This is a genomic window from Sodalis sp. RH16 (assembly GCF_047324245.1).
GTDB classification, from domain to species: Bacteria; Pseudomonadota; Gammaproteobacteria; order Enterobacterales; family Enterobacteriaceae; genus Acerihabitans; species Acerihabitans ligni.
This window is the reverse complement of sequence record NZ_CP178737.1, coordinates 419,552-437,964: the sequence shown is the minus strand read 5'-3', so window position 1 is coordinate 437,964 and position 18,413 is coordinate 419,552. Positions and strand designations below refer to the sequence as shown.

Annotated in this window: 12 protein-coding genes and 1 riboswitch; of the genes, 3 read left to right on the top strand and 9 right to left on the bottom strand. The window is 56.6% G+C overall.

Annotated features, from left to right (window positions below; genetic code table 11):
• Nucleotides 1-11 precede the first annotated feature (11 nt).
• Nucleotides 12-2,354 carry an LPS assembly protein LptD gene (gene lptD, locus ACL2XJ_RS01980; protein WP_413725492.1) on the bottom strand — a complete coding sequence of 781 codons (2,343 nt, stop codon included), beginning with the start codon at nucleotides 2,352-2,354 and terminating at the stop codon, nucleotides 12-14.
• 182 nt (nucleotides 2,355-2,536) lie between these two features.
• Between lptD and djlA the strand changes: the two genes are divergently transcribed.
• Nucleotides 2,537-3,361, top strand: coding sequence for a co-chaperone DjlA (gene djlA, locus ACL2XJ_RS01975; protein ID WP_132925927.1), 825 nt, complete (start codon nucleotides 2,537-2,539; stop codon nucleotides 3,359-3,361).
• Nucleotides 3,362-3,444: 83 nt separating this feature from the next.
• Here djlA and rluA read toward each other — a convergent pair whose 3' ends face one another.
• From rluA to ACL2XJ_RS01960, 3 genes are all read right to left on the bottom strand, one after another.
• Nucleotides 3,445-4,098 carry a bifunctional tRNA pseudouridine(32) synthase/23S rRNA pseudouridine(746) synthase RluA gene (gene rluA / locus ACL2XJ_RS01970; protein ID WP_132925929.1) on the bottom strand — a complete coding sequence of 218 codons (654 nt, stop codon included), beginning with the start codon at nucleotides 4,096-4,098 and terminating at the stop codon, nucleotides 3,445-3,447.
• Nucleotides 4,099-4,144: 46 nt separating this feature from the next.
• A complete protein-coding gene (gene rapA / locus ACL2XJ_RS01965) occupies nucleotides 4,145-7,051 on the bottom strand; it encodes an RNA polymerase-associated protein RapA (RefSeq protein ID WP_413725491.1) in 2,907 nt (968 codons plus the stop codon).
• Nucleotides 7,052-7,388: 337 nt separating this feature from the next.
• On the bottom strand, nucleotides 7,389-9,764 hold the full coding sequence (locus ACL2XJ_RS01960) for a DNA polymerase II (protein ID WP_413725490.1): 2,376 nt from the start codon (nucleotides 9,762-9,764) through the stop codon (nucleotides 7,389-7,391).
• A gap of 229 nt (nucleotides 9,765-9,993) precedes the next feature.
• On the opposite strand from ACL2XJ_RS01960, the gene ACL2XJ_RS01955 reads away from it, so the two are divergent.
• Entirely contained in the window at nucleotides 9,994-10,761 is a 768-nt protein-coding gene (locus tag ACL2XJ_RS01955; protein ID WP_413725489.1) for a DedA family protein, read from the top strand.
• Between the two features lie 86 nt (nucleotides 10,762-10,847).
• Here the strand turns inward: ACL2XJ_RS01955 and ACL2XJ_RS01950 are convergent, their stop codons facing one another.
• From ACL2XJ_RS01950 to sgrR, 5 genes are all read right to left on the bottom strand, one after another.
• Nucleotides 10,848-12,266: a S8 family serine peptidase gene (locus ACL2XJ_RS01950; RefSeq protein ID WP_413725488.1), complete on the bottom strand. Its 1,419-nt coding sequence runs from the start codon at nucleotides 12,264-12,266 to the stop codon at nucleotides 10,848-10,850.
• A gap of 469 nt (nucleotides 12,267-12,735) precedes the next feature.
• Nucleotides 12,736-13,449, bottom strand: coding sequence for a thiamine ABC transporter ATP-binding protein ThiQ (thiQ, locus tag ACL2XJ_RS01945; protein WP_413725486.1), 714 nt, complete (start codon nucleotides 13,447-13,449; stop codon nucleotides 12,736-12,738).
• Nucleotides 13,436-15,043 carry a thiamine/thiamine pyrophosphate ABC transporter permease ThiP gene (thiP, locus tag ACL2XJ_RS01940; protein WP_413725485.1) on the bottom strand — a complete coding sequence of 536 codons (1,608 nt, stop codon included), beginning with the start codon at nucleotides 15,041-15,043 and terminating at the stop codon, nucleotides 13,436-13,438. The genes thiQ and thiP overlap by 14 nt, the downstream gene beginning before the upstream one ends.
• A complete protein-coding gene (gene thiB, locus ACL2XJ_RS01935) occupies nucleotides 15,019-15,999 on the bottom strand; it encodes a thiamine ABC transporter substrate binding subunit (RefSeq protein ID WP_132925943.1) in 981 nt (326 codons plus the stop codon). The genes thiP and thiB overlap by 25 nt, the downstream gene beginning before the upstream one ends.
• Before the next feature lie 43 nt (nucleotides 16,000-16,042).
• A riboswitch (TPP riboswitch) is annotated at nucleotides 16,043-16,161 on the bottom strand.
• A gap of 37 nt (nucleotides 16,162-16,198) precedes the next feature.
• Nucleotides 16,199-17,860: an HTH-type transcriptional regulator SgrR gene (gene sgrR / locus ACL2XJ_RS01930; protein ID WP_413725484.1), complete on the bottom strand. Its 1,662-nt coding sequence runs from the start codon at nucleotides 17,858-17,860 to the stop codon at nucleotides 16,199-16,201.
• A gap of 108 nt (nucleotides 17,861-17,968) precedes the next feature.
• Here sgrR and sgrT point away from each other — a divergent pair, with 108 nt between their 5' ends.
• On the top strand, nucleotides 17,969-18,136 hold the full coding sequence (sgrT, locus tag ACL2XJ_RS01925) for a glucose uptake inhibitor SgrT (RefSeq protein WP_413725483.1): 168 nt from the start codon (nucleotides 17,969-17,971) through the stop codon (nucleotides 18,134-18,136).
• Nucleotides 18,137-18,413: the final 277 nt, after the last annotated feature.

Here is an 18,413-nt window from a genome sequence, read left to right as displayed (position 1 = left end):
TTGATTCAGTATCAAAACGCCCGTTGATAGGGAATGATGCCGGAGCCCAGCATCTTTCTCGTACCCAGACCGTAATCGCTGGTCAAACCGCGCAGTTCTATGTTTAACGACACGCCGTCGTCATAAACGCTGGTGCTATTGGTACTGTTCCAACTGGTAATCTTTCGTTCGTAGCCGACATTCACCGCCCAGCAACAGGTATTGTACTGCAGTCCCAGGAACTGTTCCGCGGGCTGGCTTGCCTTGGTGTCGTAATAATAGGCCCCCACCACTGACCAGCGATCCGCAATCGGCCAGCTGCCTATGGTGCCGATCTGTGAAATACCCTGCTGGTAACCCGGACTGGTCACTTGGGGCAACGTCGCCTCGATATATTCGGGGCTGGCATAACGGTAGTTCAATTGGATCATCCGGTTTTCGTCCCGGCGATACTCCAGGACCGCATCCCCCAGGGCGACGCTGTCCAGGCGGGTATCATACTGCACGCCGCCGCGCACGGCCCACTGATCGCTTATCTTCCAGTAGGTGTCGCCGGCCCAGACCACGCTGCCGGTTTCGGCGTCGTTGTCCAGGCTGCTGTTGGTATCGCCGGTGCGCGGTTTCGTGAAGTAGTAGATTTGACCTAGGGAAGCATTAAAACGTTCAACCAATGCATCATCATAAATGCGGGTAGTGACACCTCCCGCCAGCTGGTTGGCCGAAGCGATACGATCCAGGCCGCTGTAGCTGCGATCGCGGAACAAACCGGAATAATCGGTTTGCAGCAGCGTGGAGTCGTAAAGATTGATATCGCTCTGGTTGCGGTAGGGCACATAGAGGTATTGCAGCCGCGGCTCCAGCGTTTGGGTATAATCCTGCGACCAGTCCATACTCCGTTCAAAGACCATTCTGCCGTCAGTCTTGAACTGCGGCAGGACCCGGTTCACCGTGCCTTGCAGCTGGTTATTGCCCGCGGTGTTGTTCCAGTCTTCAAGGTTATCTTGCTGGTAATGGGTCGCCATCACCTTGGCTTCGGTATTCAGGCTGCCCCAGCGGTTGGATAGCGGCAAATCGATGGTAGGCTCGATATGCAGCCGCGTGGCATTGGGATTGTCGCCGTTGGCGCTGGTGAAATTGACGGCCTGGCCGTAAATCTTGGTATCGAACGGGCCGACGTCATTCTGGTAATAGGTCACGTCCAGCTGCGGCGCGGCGCGATAGGAGCTGCTGTTGCCGTAATCGGAAAAAAGCTGGAACTGTTTGCTGGCCAGCGTCACTTCCCAGTTGGGATCCGCATAGCCGACGCTGAATTTCTGCGTGGCGTAGCCGTCGGTGGTGGAGCCGTACTGCGAGGTCAGATCGTCGAAGTAATAGGGATCGCTGACCCGGGTATAATCGACGTTGAAACGCCAGACATCATCCATGACCCCGTTGTGCCGCCAATATAACAGCCAGCGGTCGCTGCTGCCGTCGCCGGGGTGATCGTCGCTGTATTCAGAATCGTTGGGCAGATAGTCGAATTGCACCAGGCCCGCGCCGGGCGTGGTGAGGTAGCGGAACTCGTTTTGCAATTGCAGTCCGCGCTTGCTCATGTAATTCGGCGTAAGGGTGTCGTCGTAGTTGGGCGCCAAATTGAAGTAATAGGGCGCGGAAAATTCAAAGCCGTTCTTGCTGCCGTATTTTGCATTGGGCAATAGGAAGCCGGACCGCCGTTTATCCCCGGTGGGGAATTGCATGTAAGGGCTGTAAAAAACCGGAACGCCGCCGATGCGAAAGCGGGCATTGTATATTTCCGCCACTTGCTCCTGGCGGTCATGGATGACTTCCGAACCCTTGACGCTCCAGCTGTCGTTGCCGGGCAGGCAGGAGGTAAAGGTGCCGTTCTCCAACACCGTATAGCGATTATTGCCGCGCATTTTCATCGTGTCGGCGTCGCCGCGGCCTTGCCGGCCCACCATCTGATAGTCGCCCTGATAGACGTCGGTATCTTTGGTGTTCAGGTTTGAAAAGGCCTTCGGCCCGTTCAACTTGATTTGATTATCGTTGAAATGCACGTCACCGGTGGCGGTCACGGTGCGCACCGGCGCTTCCTGGCCGGTCTGTTTTTGATCCAGCTCGGCCTGCTTGGCGGTCAGGGTGCTGTTGCCCTGCTGTATATCCACATTGCCGGTAAAGGTGGCGTTGGCTGGATAATTAGCCTGGGCATGGTCCGCCTGGATATGCACCGGCAGCTGGTTCGGATTACCGGTGACCAGCGGCTTGGTGTATTCAGGCACGCCCAGCAGGCACTGATCGGCGAAATCAGCCAGGGCATTCTGGCTATAAAGCGCCGACCAGATCAGGCTGGCCAGCAATGTAGGGAAACTTTTCTTCATATGCTTTTCGGGTGTTCCGTCATCTTGGGCTTCATGCCGTCAAACGGTCAGAGACTAACTCACTCACCGGAGTTGCGCTAGTGTTAAATCCCGCCGTTTATCCGCGCACCGTTAGGCACAGCGATAAATGACAGGTATGATAAAGCAAATTTGAACCGACGGCATGGTGAATTGAGGAGTATATGCGGTATTGGGGTAAGCTGTTGGGCGTAATAGTGGGTTTTCTTTCCGGAGCCGGCTTTTGGGGCGTGGTATTAGGCTTTTTAATCGGTCATATGGTGGATAAGGCCCGGATGGCCAGAACCGCCGGTCCGGGTTTCTTCGCCGATCAGCAAACCAGGCAGAACGTTTTTTTCCGTACTACGTTTCAGGTCATGGGGCATTTAACCAAGTCCAAGGGACGGGTAACCGAAGCGGATATACTCAATGCCAATGCGTTGATGGAGCGTTTGCGTCTGGATGAGCAGTCTAAGGTCGCCGCGCAGCAGGCTTTTCGCGAAGGCAAGGGCAGTCAGTTCCCGTTGCGGGAATCCTTGCGGGAGTTCCGGCAGGTGTGTTTCGGTCGGTTCGATCTGGTGCGGATGTTTCTGGAAATTCAGATTCAGGCGGCGTTCGCCGATGGTTCGCTGCATCCTAACGAGCGGCAGGTGTTGTATGTTATTGCCGAAGAGCTGGGTATTTCCCGCATGCAGTTCGATCAGTTTCTCAGCATGATGGAAGGCGGCCAGCAGTTCGGCGGTCAGGGCGGGCACTATTCCCAGGGCGGTTACCAGCCCGGCGCCCGGCCAGGTCCTACCCTTGAGGATGCCTGCAAGGTGCTTGGGGTGCACAGCACCGATGATGCCGTGACCATTAAGCGCGCCTATCGCAAGCTGATGAGCGAACATCATCCGGATAAGCTGGTGGCCAAGGGCCTGCCGCCGGAAATGATGGAGATGGCCAAGCAGAAGACCCAGGAAATACAATCGGCGTATGATTTGATCAAGCAGGAAAAGGGTTTTCGCTGAGAACCTTGGTAAAAGCGGTCTCCCTTTAACAGGCTTGTTGCGCGATCGATGATCGCGGGCCTACCGCGCTGTGGGGCGGTTTGTTAGAAATCCGCTTCGCAGCGGAAATGTATAGGCGTGTGAAAGGCCGGGTGGGTGATGGAGAGTTCCTGCGCATGGAGCAGCAGGCGGTCTGACAAGGCCTTGACCTCGGGCGGTGCGTAAAAGCCATCGCCGAGGATGGGATGTCCCAGCGCCAGCATATGCACCCGCAGCTGATGTGAGCGGCCGGTAACGGGCATCAGCAATACCCGGGCCGTCCCGTCGTCTTCACAGGACAATACCCGGTAATGCGTTTGCGCCGCCTTGCCGGTGTCAAAGCACACCTTTTGCATGGGCCGGTTCGGCCAGTCGCAGATCAGCGGCAAATCCACCAGGCCTTCAGGCAAAGCCGGATGTCCCCATACCCTGGCGATATAGCTTTTCTTCGGTTCCCGTTCGCGAAACTGCCGTTTGAGCTCCCGTTCCGCCGCTTTGGTCAACGCCACGACAATCACGCCGCTGGTGGCCATATCCAGCCGGTGCACGCTTTGCGCCAGTGGAAATTCCGCCAGAATACGGGACATTACGCTGTCCCGATGCTCCTCAGCGCGACCGGGGACCGACAGTAAACCGCTGGGTTTGTTCACCACCATGATGTGCGCGTCCTGATAGAGGATATGCAGCCAGGGCTCTCGCGGGGGATTATAGGGTTCCATGGGGCTCCGGCGGGGTCTGTGGGCGGCGCCCCAGACCCCGCAACAATTATTGATCGGTGACCACAATCAGGCGTATGGCGTCCAGCCGCCAGTTGGCCTGATCCAGTTGGGTTAGTGCATGCTCGCGATTATACGCCAGCGTCTCCAGCTCGTCTTCCCGGATTGCCGGGTTCACCGCTTTCAATGCCTCCAGGCGGTTAAGCTCGGCGCTCAGGCTCTCATCCGCCTGCTGCCTGGCGCTATGGATTAACGTCCGGGCCTGTTCGGCCGCCAGCGCTTCGCCTTTTTGCAACAGCTTGTGTATTTCCTGATGTACCGCGCTCACCAGTTTACCGGCGGTATGGCGTTTTATGGCGTTGAGCTGCCGGTTGAAATGTTCGAATTCCACCTGCGATGCCAGATCGTTACCGTTTTGATCCAGCAGCAGCCGGATGGGGGTTGCCGGTAAAAAACGGTTCAGCTGCAATTTTCTCGGGGCCGATGCCTCAACCACATAGATCAATTCCACCAGCAGGGTGCCCGCCGGCAGCGCTTTGTTTTTCAGCAGCGATACCGCGCTGGTGCCGCTGTCGCCGGATAATACCAGATCCAGGCCGTTACGGATGATGGGATGTTCCCAACTGATAAACTGTGTTTCCTCCCGGGCCAGCGCCTGCTCGCGGTTGAAGGTAATAGTGCAGCCCTCTTCCGGCAGGCCGGGGAACTCCGGTACCAGCATGTGATCCGACGGGGTGAGGACAATCAGGCTGTCGCTGCGATCCTCCTGATTGATGCCTACGATATCAAACAGGTTGAGGGCGAAATTCACCAGTTGGGGGTCGCTGTCCTGCGCGGCAATGGCCTGCGCCAGCGCCTGGGCCTGTTCGCCGCCGTTGGAATGCTGTTCCAGCAAGCGATCGCGTCCCTGTTCCAGTTGCAGCTTTAACCGATCGTGCTGTTTGCGGCATTCAAGGATAAATTCGTTCAGTCCTTCCTGCTGCGCCGGTTCGCCCAAATAGCCGATAAGGGTGGCGTAGGCTTGATCGTACTGGACGCGGCCGGTGGGGCAGGTATGTTCAAACGCATCCAATCCTTCATGATACCAGCGGATCAATATCGCCTGGGCGGTCTGCTCAAGATAGGGTACAAAAATCTCGATGTCATGAGTCTGGCCGATGCGATCCAGCCGGCCGATGCGCTGCTCCAGCAAATCCGGATTAAACGGCAAATCAAACATCACCATTTGATGGGCAAACTGGAAATTTCGCCCTTCGGAACCGATTTCCGAACAGAGCAGGATCTGGGCGCCGTCATCTTCCGAGGCAAAATAGGCGGCGGCGCGGTCCCGTTCCAGTAAGGACAACCCTTCGTGGAATACCGCGGCGCGGATGCCTTCACGCTCCCGCAGCACCTGTTCCAATTGCAGGGCGGTATCGGCGTGGGCGCAGATCACCAGTACTTTTTCCTGCCGGTTCTGCAGCAGGTATTCCAGCAGCCATTCAACGCGGGGGTCGAAATTCCACCAGGTGGCGCTCTGGCCTTCGAATTGCTGATAAATATGTTCAGGGTAAAGCATGTTGCGCGCCCGCTCATCCGGCGCCTGTTTGCCCCCCATGATGCCGGCCACTTTGATGGCGGTCTGGTATTGGGCCGGCAGCGGCAGCTTGATTTGATGCAGCAGCCGGCGCGGAAAGCCTTTAACGCCCTGCCGGGTATTGCGGAACAGCACCCGGCTGGTGCCGTGGCGATCCATCAGCATGGCCGTCAGCTCGCGGCGGGCGCTGCGGGCGCGCGTATCGTCGCCGTTGGTCACCGCCAGCAGCGGCTCGATATCCTGTTCGCTTAGCATCTCCCCCAGCAGATTTTTTGCCTCGTCGGTTAAATCCTTGCCGTTAAGCAACAGGGTGACTGCATCCGCCACCGGCCGGTAACGCTGCTGTTCCGCCACGAATTCGGCGTAATCATGGAAACGATCGGGATCCAGCAGCCGCAGGCGGGCGAAGTGGCTTTGCAGCCCCAGCTGTTCGGGCGTCGCGGTAAGGAGCAGGATGCCGGGAATACTGCGGGCCAGCTGCTCGATCACCTGGTATTCCCGGCTGGGAGCCTCTTCGCTCCAGGCCAGATGATGGGCTTCGTCCACCACCATCAGATCCCATTCAGCGTCGGCCAGCTTTTCCAGCCGCTCATGGTTGCGGCGCACAAAGTCCAGCGAACACAGCACCAGCTGTTCGGTTTCAAAGGGATTCTCGCTGTCCTGCATCGCTTCGGCGTAGCGTTCTTCGTCAAACAGGGAAAACAGCAGGTTGAAGCGGCGCAGCATTTCCACCAGCCATTGGTGCAATAATGACTCCGGTACCACGATCAGCACGCGGTCTGCGCGGCCGGTGAGCAACTGCTGATGGATTATCATGCCGGCTTCGATGGTTTTGCCCAAGCCCACTTCGTCCGCCAGCAAAACCCGCGGCGCGTAACGCTGCCCCACTTCCGAGGCGATATGCAACTGATGGGGGATCAGGTTGGCGCGGATGCCCCGTAAACCGTTCCAGGCCTGGCGAAATTGTTCGCTATGAAATTTTCGCGCCCGATAACGCAGGACGAATCGGTCCATTCGATCGATTTGCCCGGCAAACAGTCTGTCCTGCGGTTTGCTGAAGGTCAGTTTACTGTCCAGCATCACTTCCCGCAGCACGGTGTCGGCCTGGCCGCTATCCAACCGGGTGCCGATATAGGTTAACAGGCCGTCCTCTTCTTCCACGGATTCTATCAGTAGTTGCCAGCCTTCATGGCTGGTTACGGTATCGCCCGGATTGAAAATGACCCGGGTGACGGGAGCATCGGCCCGGGCATAAAGACGATTTTCACCGGCAGCGGAAAACAGCAGGGTGACCATGCGGTTATCCACGGCAACCACGGTTCCCAATCCCAATTCACTTTCCGTATCGCTGATCCAGCGTTGACCTGATTTGAAAGGCATAAATTCTCGGCTCGGTGTTATGTTAGGCAAAATTACCGGCAATATACCCGTCATACTTCAAGTCGCAGGTGCGTTGGTTTTGTTACTCGGCTCGTCCATGAGCCTCGCCCCTTCGGGGCCGCCGCAAGCAGCGTTCAAATCTGCTCCCTGCAGATTCGTCGCTGCGTTGCCGCCTTCCTGCAACTTGAATTAGTTAGGGTATAGCGCGGCTTACCGTGGCTGGCGCTGGCCTGAGGTCACGGCGTTAAACTCGGTAAGGGTTAGCGTTGAGGTCCGAAAAGGCGTTATGTTAATGGATAGATGCCGCTGCGTCACCTACCAATATTCGCTTTTACGCTTAAAACAGACCCATTTGACCCGATATAAGCGTAGCAAAATCATCCCGGACAAAAGGCAGTATAGCGTCCGCCACCGGCTGTAACTGCTTGGTCAGGTAGTGGTTGTAATCCGGCGCGGTGCGGCGTATCTCCAGGGGCTCAGGTCCCTGGGCGGTGATAATATAGCTTATCCAGCCGCCGTTCTGGTACTGCTGCTGCCTGCCATGCTGTCGATTATACTCGTCGGCTGCCCTTGCCGCGCGGGCCTGCGGCGGTACATTGCGTTGATATTCGCTTAATTTTCGGCGCAGGCGTTTACGATACACCAAGAGGTGATCCTGTGAGCCGTCCAGGGTCCGGCGGACAAAATCCCTCACGAATTCCTGATAGGGCTGGCGGCGGAATATGCGCTCGTAAAGCTGCTGCTGAAACTGCTGGGCCAGCGGCGTCCAGTCGCTGCGAACGGTTTCCAATCCCTTGAATACCATATGGTCGCCTTCCTCGGTTTGCGCCAGTCCGGCATAGCGTTTTTTGCTGCCCAGCTCGGCACCGCGGATGGTGGGCATCAGAAAACGGCTGAAATGGGTTTCATATTCGATTTCCAGCGCGCTTTCCAGACCCAGGGTTTCCTGTAAATGGGTTTGCCACCACTGATTGATGGTCTTTGCCAGTTGGCGGCCGATGGCATCGGCGGCATCGCGATCGTGGGCCTGCTTCAGCCAGACAAAGGTGGAGTCGGTATCGCCGTAAATAACCGGATAGCCTTGCTCTTCAATGAGTTTTCGCGTCTGGTGCATGATGGCGTGGCCGCGCATTGTGATGCTTGATGCCAGCCGGGCGTCAAAAAAACGGCATCCCGGCGCGCCCAATACACCGTAAAAGGCGTTCATGATAATTTTCATCGCCTGGGAAAGGGGCTGGTTGTGATCCCGCTTGGCGCGTTCCCTGCCCAGCCAGAGTTCGCTAACGATGCCCGGCAGGCAGTGGTGGCGACGGGAAAAGCGCGCATCGAGAAAACCGGCCACCGTCTGGTCGCTTTCAGGTTGCGCCATGCCCTCGATCAAACCTACCGGGTCGATGAGAAAGGTACGGATAATCGAGGGGTAAAGGCTCTTGTAATCCAATACCAGCACCGAATCATACAAACCCGGCCGGGAGTCCATCACATAACCGCCGGGGCTGGGCTGCGGCGGGATATCCCCCATGTTGGGGGCCACGTAACCGGCGCGGTGCATGCGCGGCAGATACAGCCAGGTAAACGCGGCCACCGAACCGCCGCTGCGGTCCGCCGCCAGGCCGGTGACCGAGGCGCGCTCCAGCAGGAACGCCAGCAGGCGGGTATGCTCGAAAATCCGCACCACCAGTTCGCAATCCTTGAGGTTATACCGCGCCAGGGCCGGTTTGTCTTCGCGGTACAGGCGGTCTATCTCATCCATGCGCTGATAGGGGGTGGAGATATCTTTACCTTCGCCAAGCAGGGTCTGAGCCACGTTTTCCAGGCTGAAGGAGGTAAATTGCCAAAAAGCGGACTTCAGTCCCTCGATACCGTCGATAATCAGCCGGCCGGCGGCGCCGGCAAAAAAGTGGCCCGCTTTCATGCCGTGCTCGCGCCATTCCAGGGCTTCCCTCCCGCGTCCGAGGCGCAGCGTGCGGTGGTGGCGTTCCGCCTGCTGCTGCAGGACGCGCAGGTCGAATTGCACTACATTCCAGCCGATGATAGCGTCCGGGTCGTGGTTGACGAACCAGAGGTTAAGCCGGTCGATAAGCTGGCCGCGTGTCGGCACATACTCAAGACAGCCGTCGGCCCAGGCGACGGGTTCCGCCGGAGGTTCCCCCAGCATATAGACCTGCCGCTGCCCACAGCCGTACAACCCGATACAGTACAGCTCGCCGAAACGGTTGGTTTCGATATCCAGCGAGACGGTTTTTAACCGGGGGCGATAGCCTGCGTCCGGTTTCAACCGGGCATCGATCAGCGTGCCGTCGTCTTGCCTGCTGCCGTCAAACAGGACCGGGGCGGTGATAAACCGCTCCATCAGATAACGCTCGGGGGGGCGGATATCTGCTTCATATAGAGGAATACCGGCCTCTTTGAAGGTTTTTTCCAGTCGACCGATATCCCGGTAGTGGCGACAATAGACTCCCGTCACCGGCCGGCGGTGGAAATCACGCAGTTCAAGGGGCCGCAGACTGCATTCCGCCACGGCGGCCAGCAGGAGGCGGGCCTGTTCGGCGAACTCGGTGGCCATAAAGGCTACCGCCTGCTGCGGCGGCAGAGTGACTTTTTGCGGCCCCTCGTCGGTAGCCAGCCAAAAGTCAACGCTGATACCTTTGGGGGTATCGCGCCAATGACGGGTAAGTACAAAACCCTGGCGGGGCAGGGCGGGTTCTGACATCGGGTCTGTTTTTCCTCAAAAAGCTTAGCCTGCGACCAGCCTGTCGAGCGCGGGCATCTTGTCAACAAGCTCACTATAGAAGCATCATTAATAAGTATGATTATTCATACAGTCATTGTCCAGCGGCCAGGTTATAATCTGATATTGCCAAATATTTATACAAATGAGTGATTGACGCTGTGGACAAGAGCACTGACAATCCGCCAGCTTTGATAAACAAGAGGGGGCTATGGAAGCCTTTTTACAGCATTTAACCACGATATCTTTGGCTGTTACATTATTGGTCGTTGCGCTGGTGGCATTTTTGGAGTCGTTGGCCCTGGTGGGATTGTTATTGCCGGGCACGGTGATGATGGCGACGCTGGGCGCGCTGATCGGCAGCGGCGCCCTGGGTTTTTATCCCGCGTGGGCGGCCGGCATTGTGGGATGCTTCTTGGGCGACTGGATATCCTACTTTCTCGGTCATGGTTTTAAAAAGCCCTTGAAAAGATGGTCTTTTTTAAAAAAACATCGCGCCATGCTCAACAAGACCGAATATGCCTTGCATCAGCACAGCCTGATGACGGTGCTGATCGGCCGTTTTGTCGGCCCCACCCGGCCGCTGGTGCCCATGGTGGCCGGCATGCTGGATCTGCCGCCGCTGAAGTTTGCGCTGCCCAATATCATTGGCTGCCTGACCTGGCCGCCGGCCTATTTTATGCCGGGCATCCTGGCGGGTGTGGCCATCAATATCCCCGACGGCCAGCATACCGGCGGATTCCGTGCCCTGCTGCTGACGGTGGCGCTGCTATTTTGGCTTACCGGCTGGCTAATCTGGCGCTGGCGCCGCAGCCACAAAATATCCACGCGACCGGCGGCCCGCCTGCTGCCTTTGCGCAGGCTGCGCTGGCTGACGCCGTTATGCATCCTGGGGACGGCGGCGGTCATCGCGGCGTTAATCCGCCATCCGCTGATGCCGGTTTATGCCGCTCAGTTTTGTAAAGTACTCAGCTTCTGATTATGTTGGCGATTTTATGTCGCTTCATAATAAGCAAAACACATATCTGTTATTGATATGCCTTTGCGGGTTGATGAAGCAAAACGTCAGGAAATGGTTTTGAAAGTAGATAAAGCCGCAGACAGATTGGGCTGGGTGCCAATGATGAGGGAGTCGTTATTCTGGAATACCGTACCTGTCTCGGTGAATATTTGCCTGAGTAATCTGGGGGGGAGCGACCAGTTATTCGCTTTGGCGATACTAGACAGGCTGGCCGCGGCGCCGGCGACAATGGGATTGGCGGAGGACGTGCCGCCGTAGTTGTTGATATACCAGGCATTGGGATAATTGAAAAGATTTCCGCTGCCATAAAAAGTCGTGACGACGTACGCGCCCCAACTGGAGCTGTCGATACGCGAGCCGTAATTGCTAAAGGAAGCGCGTCTCGCGGTGGTGGGGTCGATGGCTCCCACATAAATTGCGCCGGAATCTCTGACGTTCCGATTAAATTTGCCGTTAAAGGCGGCATGATCCAAATTTATCGCCCCGTTGCCGGCGGCGATAATAACATGAACGCCCTTATCGGTTAATGCCCGGATAATATCATAATAGGCATTGTTATACTCCAGCGGGACATAACAATCAGCCGTACACCCTGTTTCTGTTCCGCCGATGAGCTGTATGCCCATTTGTACCACATCTCCCGCATTCAGCTGATAGTAGGCATTATAAATATTTTCTATCGGCCACGCCGCGTAGGCGACCCGGGCGTTATAGGCTATTCCCACTATCCCGCTCATTGTCGCCGTCGGCAAAAACCTTGCTGCCGCCACGCCGACGGAAGCGGTATCATGAAAATCAATGTTTGCCGCTCCCTGTACAAACGCGCGCTCATGGGGCAAATTGACGTGGCTGGTATCCCAAGCGGATAACTCGTATGACAGGATGGTGACATAACTTCCATCCCCGCCAAGTGTCCCCCAGGTGCCATGCACATATATTCCGCCTATCTTATAATTGCCCGTCCTATATGCCGGCGAACTGAGGTAATACTGGTATTGATAAAAATCGGGTATAATGAGATCGGTCGTAATGAACTCGGTATTGCACCCATCACCATGCTGGCGAGGATCATGGTGAAAATTTATGCCTGCCGAGGCATCCACAGGTTTGCCGGCCGGATAGACCAATTCTATAAAATCCTGCTCGGCGATAAGCTGTAAAATGGCATTGAGATGATTAGCGCTAGGGTTAACCTCTGACAAAACAACTTTAAAATAGCGATCAAAACCATAAATTTCGTCCACGGCGGATGAATTCGCCGGATAAGACCTAGCGGTTTTTTCCAATAATTTATGTACCTCGCAAGTGGTTATGTTTCTATTCAATAATGCTTTTATATGCTGCGCCTCAGCTTGATAAGTGCAAGCGTTACCATTTTTTTTTAACACCTTGAATACGATATAGAGATATTCGACACCTTGCTGCGCATAGTGATCTATTTTGCCGTGATTGATATTTAACATGATTTAAGTATCCTGGTGTCGGCGAACGAGAAATATTGATGTAACTCTATGAATTATATAAAATAAGCATTATTTTTTATCTAAATTTTTTAGCGGTAGATCCTGCTTTAAATATTATTGGAAATGAAAGGTACATACAATCTTTCACTCATTTCAGATCATATTATGAATGAAAGAAAATAATGTGAAGTGCTTCAAGAGTGCCATATTCGGTCATTTAACCCAATCATAGTGCTAATTATTGCCGGGTCGTTGTGCCTGGGCAATAATATTGATTGTTATAAGCATATAATCTGGCGGGCAAAATTGCGATATCATCAAAATATCACCAAGCCTGCCGCAATCGTGCAAACGTGCAAACGTGCAAACGTGCAAACGTGCAAACGTGCAATCGTGCAATCGTGCAAGCATGCGGCCTTCGGACGAGCGTGAGGGGCGGGAGCGTTTGTCGCCCATGGCTACCTGCTTGCTATCTGCCGCCGTCGCCGGGCTTGATACCCAATATGGCGGCCTCGGGCGCCTCTCCCGAGGCCAGGCGGCGGGTCGGACCGTCATAATAAACGCGGCCGTCCACGATCAGCAGGGTGCGCGGCGCGATACGCACGGCGTCATCCAGATTGTGCGATACCATCAGCAGCGTCAGGCCGCGCTGGTTGCAGACCTCCTCCACCCGTTGCAGCATATCGTTGCGCAGCGCCGGGTCCAAGGCGGAAAACGGCTCGTCCAGCAACAGAATCGGCCGATCCCGCACCAGACAGCGCGCCAGCGCCGCCCGCTGGCGCTGGCCGCCGGATAACTGGCCCGGCAACCGCTGCAGCAGGTCTTCAAGCCCCACCTGCAGCGCCACGCCTTGCACCCGATCCCGTTGTTCGGCGGTGAGCCGCAGGCCGGGATGCAGGCCGAGGCCGATGTTTTCCGCCACCGTAAGATGGGCAAACAGGTTGTTTTCCTGGAACAGCATGGATACCGGTCGCCGATCGGGCGGGGTGTTACTGTGATCCTCGCCGTTCAGCGCTATCCGGCCGCAGTCCGGCGATAAAAAGCCGGCGATGAGATTGAGCAGCGTGCTTTTCCCCGCGCCGCTCGGCCCGAGCACCGCGACCTTTTCACCCGCCGCCAGCCGCAGATCGAAACGCATCGGCAGATGACGGTAAAGATAGGTCACGTTATCAAGCTGGATCATGGGACTCCGAGAGTTTTTCAATGACGGAAAACAGTATAAAGCACAACAGCAGCAGGACCAGCGCGCTCACCGCTCCGTCCTGACTGTGGTAGGCGCCGATTTGCTGATAGAGGTAGTAAGGCAGGGTGCGGAAATGTTCGTTGCCGAACAGGGCCACCACGCCGAAATCCCCGATGGAAAGAATGCTGGCAAAGGCCATCGCCCGTCCGAGGGGCTGTCGCAGCGCCCGCCACTCCACCACGTTTAACCGCGCCGCGCCCCGGATGCCCAGGGACAGGCACAGACGGTTGTAGCGCTCCGCCACGTCCAGCATCGGTGTTTCCAGAATTTTCAACGCATAGGGTACGGCCATCAGGGCGTTGGTCAGTATCACCAGCCCATAGGGTGACTGCGGTAGCCCGACGCTGTTATTGGCCAGCAGAAAGAAGCCGGCGGCCAGGACAATGCCCGGCATCGCCAGGATCAGCATGCCGCTCAGGTCGAGCATCTGCGCTCCCCATAAAGAACGGCGTAACCGCAGTTCCCGGCTGCTCCATAACAGCATCAGCGTTAGGGTAATACACAGCAGGCCGGCGCCGAGGGCAATCCGTAACGAGGTGAGCATGGCCGACCATAAGGCTGGCCGGGCCAGGGCCGAGGCAAGGTCGCGGTTGATACCGTCGGCGACCACCGCCAGCAAGGGGGGCAGCAACAAGAGCAATGCCATGACGATAACGATCCCGTCGATGATTCTTCCCCGGTGCCTGTCGCGGGGATTGCGCCAGGCTGACGGCCGGGTGTCCCCCACCGGAAAAGCCTTGGCCAGACGCTGGCTGAACAGTACCAGGCCCAGGCAGCAGATCATTTGCAGCAATGCCAGCAGCGCCGCGCGGCCGGGATCGTAGTCGTAGCTCAGCGCTTGGTAAATGGCCAGTTCGATGGTGGTGGCTCCGGGCCCGCCCCCCAGGGATAGCACGGTGGCGAAACTGGCGAAGCACAGCATAAAAATCAGCGCCGCCGCCGGCAGTAGCTGACGGCGCAACCAGGGCCACTCCAGCAGCCGGAAAAAATTCCAGCCGCTGATATTGAGCTGTGCCGCCAGCTGGCGGTGTTCCACCGGGATACTTTCCAGTCCCTGCAGCAGCAGCCGCGTCGCCAGCGGCAGGTTAAAAAAGACATGGGCCAGCAGAATACCCGGCAAACCATAGGGGGAGAAACCATAAGGCAGGTGCAGCGCCGCGCTTATCTGCGCCAGCCAGCCCTGGCGGCCGTAAACGTCCAATATACCGAATACCGCCACCAGCACCGGCATCACCAGCGTCATGGCGCAAAAGCGCAGCAGCAGCAGGCGGCCGGGGAAACGACGGCGAAAAAGCGCCCGGGCGAGAAAAATCGCCGGCAAGACCGACAGTACCGCCGACAGCAGCGCCTGCCAGAGGGTAAAACGCAGCACATGGCGAAGATAGCCGTCGGTCAGCATATCCCGCCATTGGGCGGCCGGGGCATTGATCCATAACGCGCCCACGGCCGACAGCGCAATGGCGGCCAGCAGCGTGGCCGCCAACAGTCCCGGCCATAGCCAGCGGGGGATTATTGGCTGACGGCGCGCAGCCATGTCTGGGTCCAATTGTTCCGTTGTTTCGCCACTTCCTGCGGCGTATAGGACAGCGTTTTTTGCGGCGGCTGGTCAAAACCGGCCGGCAGCGGAGTCTTTATCACCGGGTACATCCAGTTGCCGGTGGGGATGGTCTGCTGGAAGGCCGGCGTCACCATAAAATGCATAAACTGCTGCGCCAGCTCGGGATTTTTACTGGCGGCCAGTTGGCCGGCCACTTCCACCTGCACATAATGCCCTTCGCTGAAGGACGCGGCGGCGTAATTATCCTTTTTCTCTTCCACTATATGGTAGGCCGGCGAGGTGGTGTAGCTGAGCACCATATCCGCTTCCCCTTTCAGGAACAGCCCATAGGCCTCGCTCCAGCCCTTGGGCACGGTAACGGTCTTTTTCGCCAGACGTTGCCAGGCCTGTGGCGCGTCGTCGCCATAGACTTTTTGCACCCACAGCAGTAAACCCAGTCCGGGGGTGCTGGTGCGGGGATCTTCATAGATGATTTTCAGCGGCGCCGGGCCATCGATAAGCTCATGCAGGCTGGCGGGGGGATTTTTAAGCTTGTTTTTATCGTAGACAAAGGCGAAATAGCCGTAATCAAAAGGCAGAAAAGTAGCGTCATGCCAGCCGCCGGGCAGGGTAAGTCCTGCGGTATCCACGTTATGGGGTTTAAACAGATGGGTATCCTGGGCGGCCTGGATCAGATTATCATCCAACCCTACCACCACATCCGCACTGCTTTTTTTCCCTTCGATGCGCAGGCGATTGAGCAGCGCGACGCCGTCTTCCTGGACGATGAATTTCAGTTCACAGCCGCATTGGGCTTCAAAGGCCTTTTTAATAGCCGGGCCGGGACCCCATTCGGAGGCGAATGAATCATAGGTGTAAACCGTCAATACGGGTTTTGCCCATGCGGGTATGGAAGCCAGTAAAATAAGGGAAGGTAACCATTTTTTTATCACGTTGCGCTCCTGAAAAGAAGTATGGCAAAGGAGTTCTGAGGCAGCGCGGCGCGCTCTCAAATCCCTTCGCCGGTATTAACCGGATCAGGTTCGACGGGTGTGGTCTCAGCGAAATTCACCGGCGGCATAGCGCCGGAAAAAATCGCACCCCGTTGAGAACGCGTTCATTGTAATGGGTTTGTTCGCCTCTTGACAGCGTTTAGGAATCCGGCGGCGCAAACCAGGCGGATTTGAAATCGAACCAGCCGAGGGCATTCATGCGCACGCCGCGCATGCTGCGTTGCCCTTGCAATATCATCCGGTGGTGAAACAGAGGGTGCAGGCGATAATCGGTGACCAGCGCGCTGCACCACTCCGCCAGCGGTAATTGCCGGCTGCGCCAGGTTTGCGCTATCCGGGCGAAATCAGTTTGCAGGCAGTGATGCAGTAACGGCATTTCATAGAAGGTAGCGAACAGCGAGAATTCCAGCGGCGGGGAGAAGTTGGCGCTGCCAAGCCAAATGTCGCTCTGCGCCGCGCCCTGATGCCAGGCTTCGTAGTTCAGGGTGTTGACGGTCAACTGGATATCCAGTCGTGCCAGGACCTCGGTCAAGGCGCGGCATAAATCATCAAATTCGGAATGGGCGTGGTAAACCGTCAGCCTGAGATGGGTCAGTCCCGACGGTTTCGGGCGCGCCTCGGCGACCTTGTTGTGGTGCCAGCGCGGCAGGATACCGTAGGCCGGCGACCAGTAGTGCTGATAGGCCGGTCCGGCCTGCACCAGCATGGATATCGGGTCGATGTTTTCGCAGAGCCAGCGGCGATGTTCCGGGTTTTGCATCAGCGGCGAGCGCTGATCGAACAGAATAAAATAGCAGCCGTCCCCCAGGCGGGTTTCCAGCTCATCATGGCCGCTGTCGTCCCCTTGCAGTTGCACCCCTGAGTAGGTCAGCTCAGCGGTAAGATCCGGCAATACCCAGATATTCACCTCATCAATCAGTGCTCGATAGCCGAAATAGTCATCAAAAGCCCGGATTTTCAGCTGGCTCGGGCCATTGTTGACCACGGCGTAGGGCCCGGTGCCGATGGGACGTCGGGTAAAATCAGGTAATGTTTGCCACTCCTGCGGCAAGATCATGGCCGATACGCTGCTCAGCAGCCAGGGCAGCCATTCGTCCGGCGCGGACAGGGTGATATCAACGGTATTGGCGGTGGCCGAGCTGACGCTATCCAGATGGCTGAACAGCGGCTGGTCTTTCAGGCGCAGCAGCGACAGGCGCACATCGTCGGTGGTCAGCTCGCGTCCATGATGAAAATGAATGGCCGGGCGCAGATAAAAACGCCAATGGAGCGCCGAGACCCGCTGCCAATGGTGGGCCAGATCCGGCTCCAGTTCCCCATTTTCCTCATTTATCCGGGTCAGGCCGCTGAAGATCTGCCGTACCACATGGTTCTCCGAGCGGCGCAGCGGCGTGCCGGGCAGCAAATTTTGCAGTGAACGATAGTAGAGGACCCGCAGAATATGCTTGCCTTGCCGGAAGCTGCGGCCCACATGGGACAACAGCATCTGGCGCACTACATCTTTGTCCCCCACCAATTGCACCAACTGGTCGATGCGATCCTGCTCCAGCAGGTCTTCGGCCCGCTGCTGTTGCAACGCCAGGCCGGTATAAAGAAACCGGAGATGTGAGTGTTTGCCGCGTCCGGCCTGGGAACGCCACTCCAGCCAGCCCATATCCTGCATCGCTTTCAGCAGGGAACGGACATGGCGCCGAGAGCAGCTGAGCACCAGCGCCAAATCCTGCAGAGTGGTCTCTTGCTCCTGCCCCTGGCAGCTTTGCCACAGGCGGATAAATTGCTGATGCAAGCGGGATGAAGTCATAAAAGAGGAACTCTCCTTCGAAAGCCGTCTATTTTTCTTCCGCTATAATAAGCCGATAATGCTTTTGTCGAAAGGGGAGCATCGAAAGGAGGCGACGGGGGCAAACAGATGAAAAAAACGACGTTACGACGATTCTATCAATGTTATCTGCGTGCCATCGGTAAAGGCGGTCGCCCTGATAAGGCTTCAAGCGCAGCAAGGATGGCGCTGTTATTACAGGTAACCCAGTGGCACATCGATAAGATGTCGGAAAACGAATACCAGCACTGGATATAATATTCTATGAATAGAGTATCCATGGTATGGAGCAATAAAAAGGATTTTGCTGCTTTGATAAACGTAAGCTTGTGAGTATTGGTGAAATCAACCAGCCGGGAAGCGAAAGCTTGCCGGTTTTTTTAATGTCAGGGGGGTAAAAGTATCTCAGAGGCGGGTGAAGATATTTATATATATTTAATTTAAAGGTTTTTTGTGAAAAAATTTATGAGGCTTCAGCTATAAAATACTTAAACGCAGCCTCGAATAGCCCGTATCGATTGGCGCACCGAGAAGA

Coding starts and splice junctions, on each gene's coding strand:
- rluA (WP_132925929.1), bottom strand. CDS start 4,098: ATGGAACCCTATAATCCCCCGCGAGAGCCCTGGCTGCATATCCTCTAT.
- thiP (WP_413725485.1), bottom strand. CDS start 15,043: ATGGCTGCGCGCCGTCAGCCAATAATCCCCCGCTGGCTATGGCCGGGA.
- lptD (WP_413725492.1), bottom strand. CDS start 2,354: ATGAAGAAAAGTTTCCCTACATTGCTGGCCAGCCTGATCTGGTCGGCG.
- sgrR (WP_413725484.1), bottom strand. CDS start 17,860: ATGACTTCATCCCGCTTGCATCAGCAATTTATCCGCCTGTGGCAAAGC.
- sgrT (WP_413725483.1), top strand. CDS start 17,969: ATGAAAAAAACGACGTTACGACGATTCTATCAATGTTATCTGCGTGCC.
- ACL2XJ_RS01950 (WP_413725488.1), bottom strand. CDS start 12,266: ATGTTAAATATCAATCACGGCAAAATAGATCACTATGCGCAGCAAGGT.
- ACL2XJ_RS01955 (WP_413725489.1), top strand. CDS start 9,994: ATGGAAGCCTTTTTACAGCATTTAACCACGATATCTTTGGCTGTTACA.
- ACL2XJ_RS01960 (WP_413725490.1), bottom strand. CDS start 9,764: ATGTCAGAACCCGCCCTGCCCCGCCAGGGTTTTGTACTTACCCGTCAT.
- rapA (WP_413725491.1), bottom strand. CDS start 7,051: ATGCCTTTCAAATCAGGTCAACGCTGGATCAGCGATACGGAAAGTGAA.
- thiQ (WP_413725486.1), bottom strand. CDS start 13,449: ATGATCCAGCTTGATAACGTGACCTATCTTTACCGTCATCTGCCGATG.
- djlA (WP_132925927.1), top strand. CDS start 2,537: ATGCGGTATTGGGGTAAGCTGTTGGGCGTAATAGTGGGTTTTCTTTCC.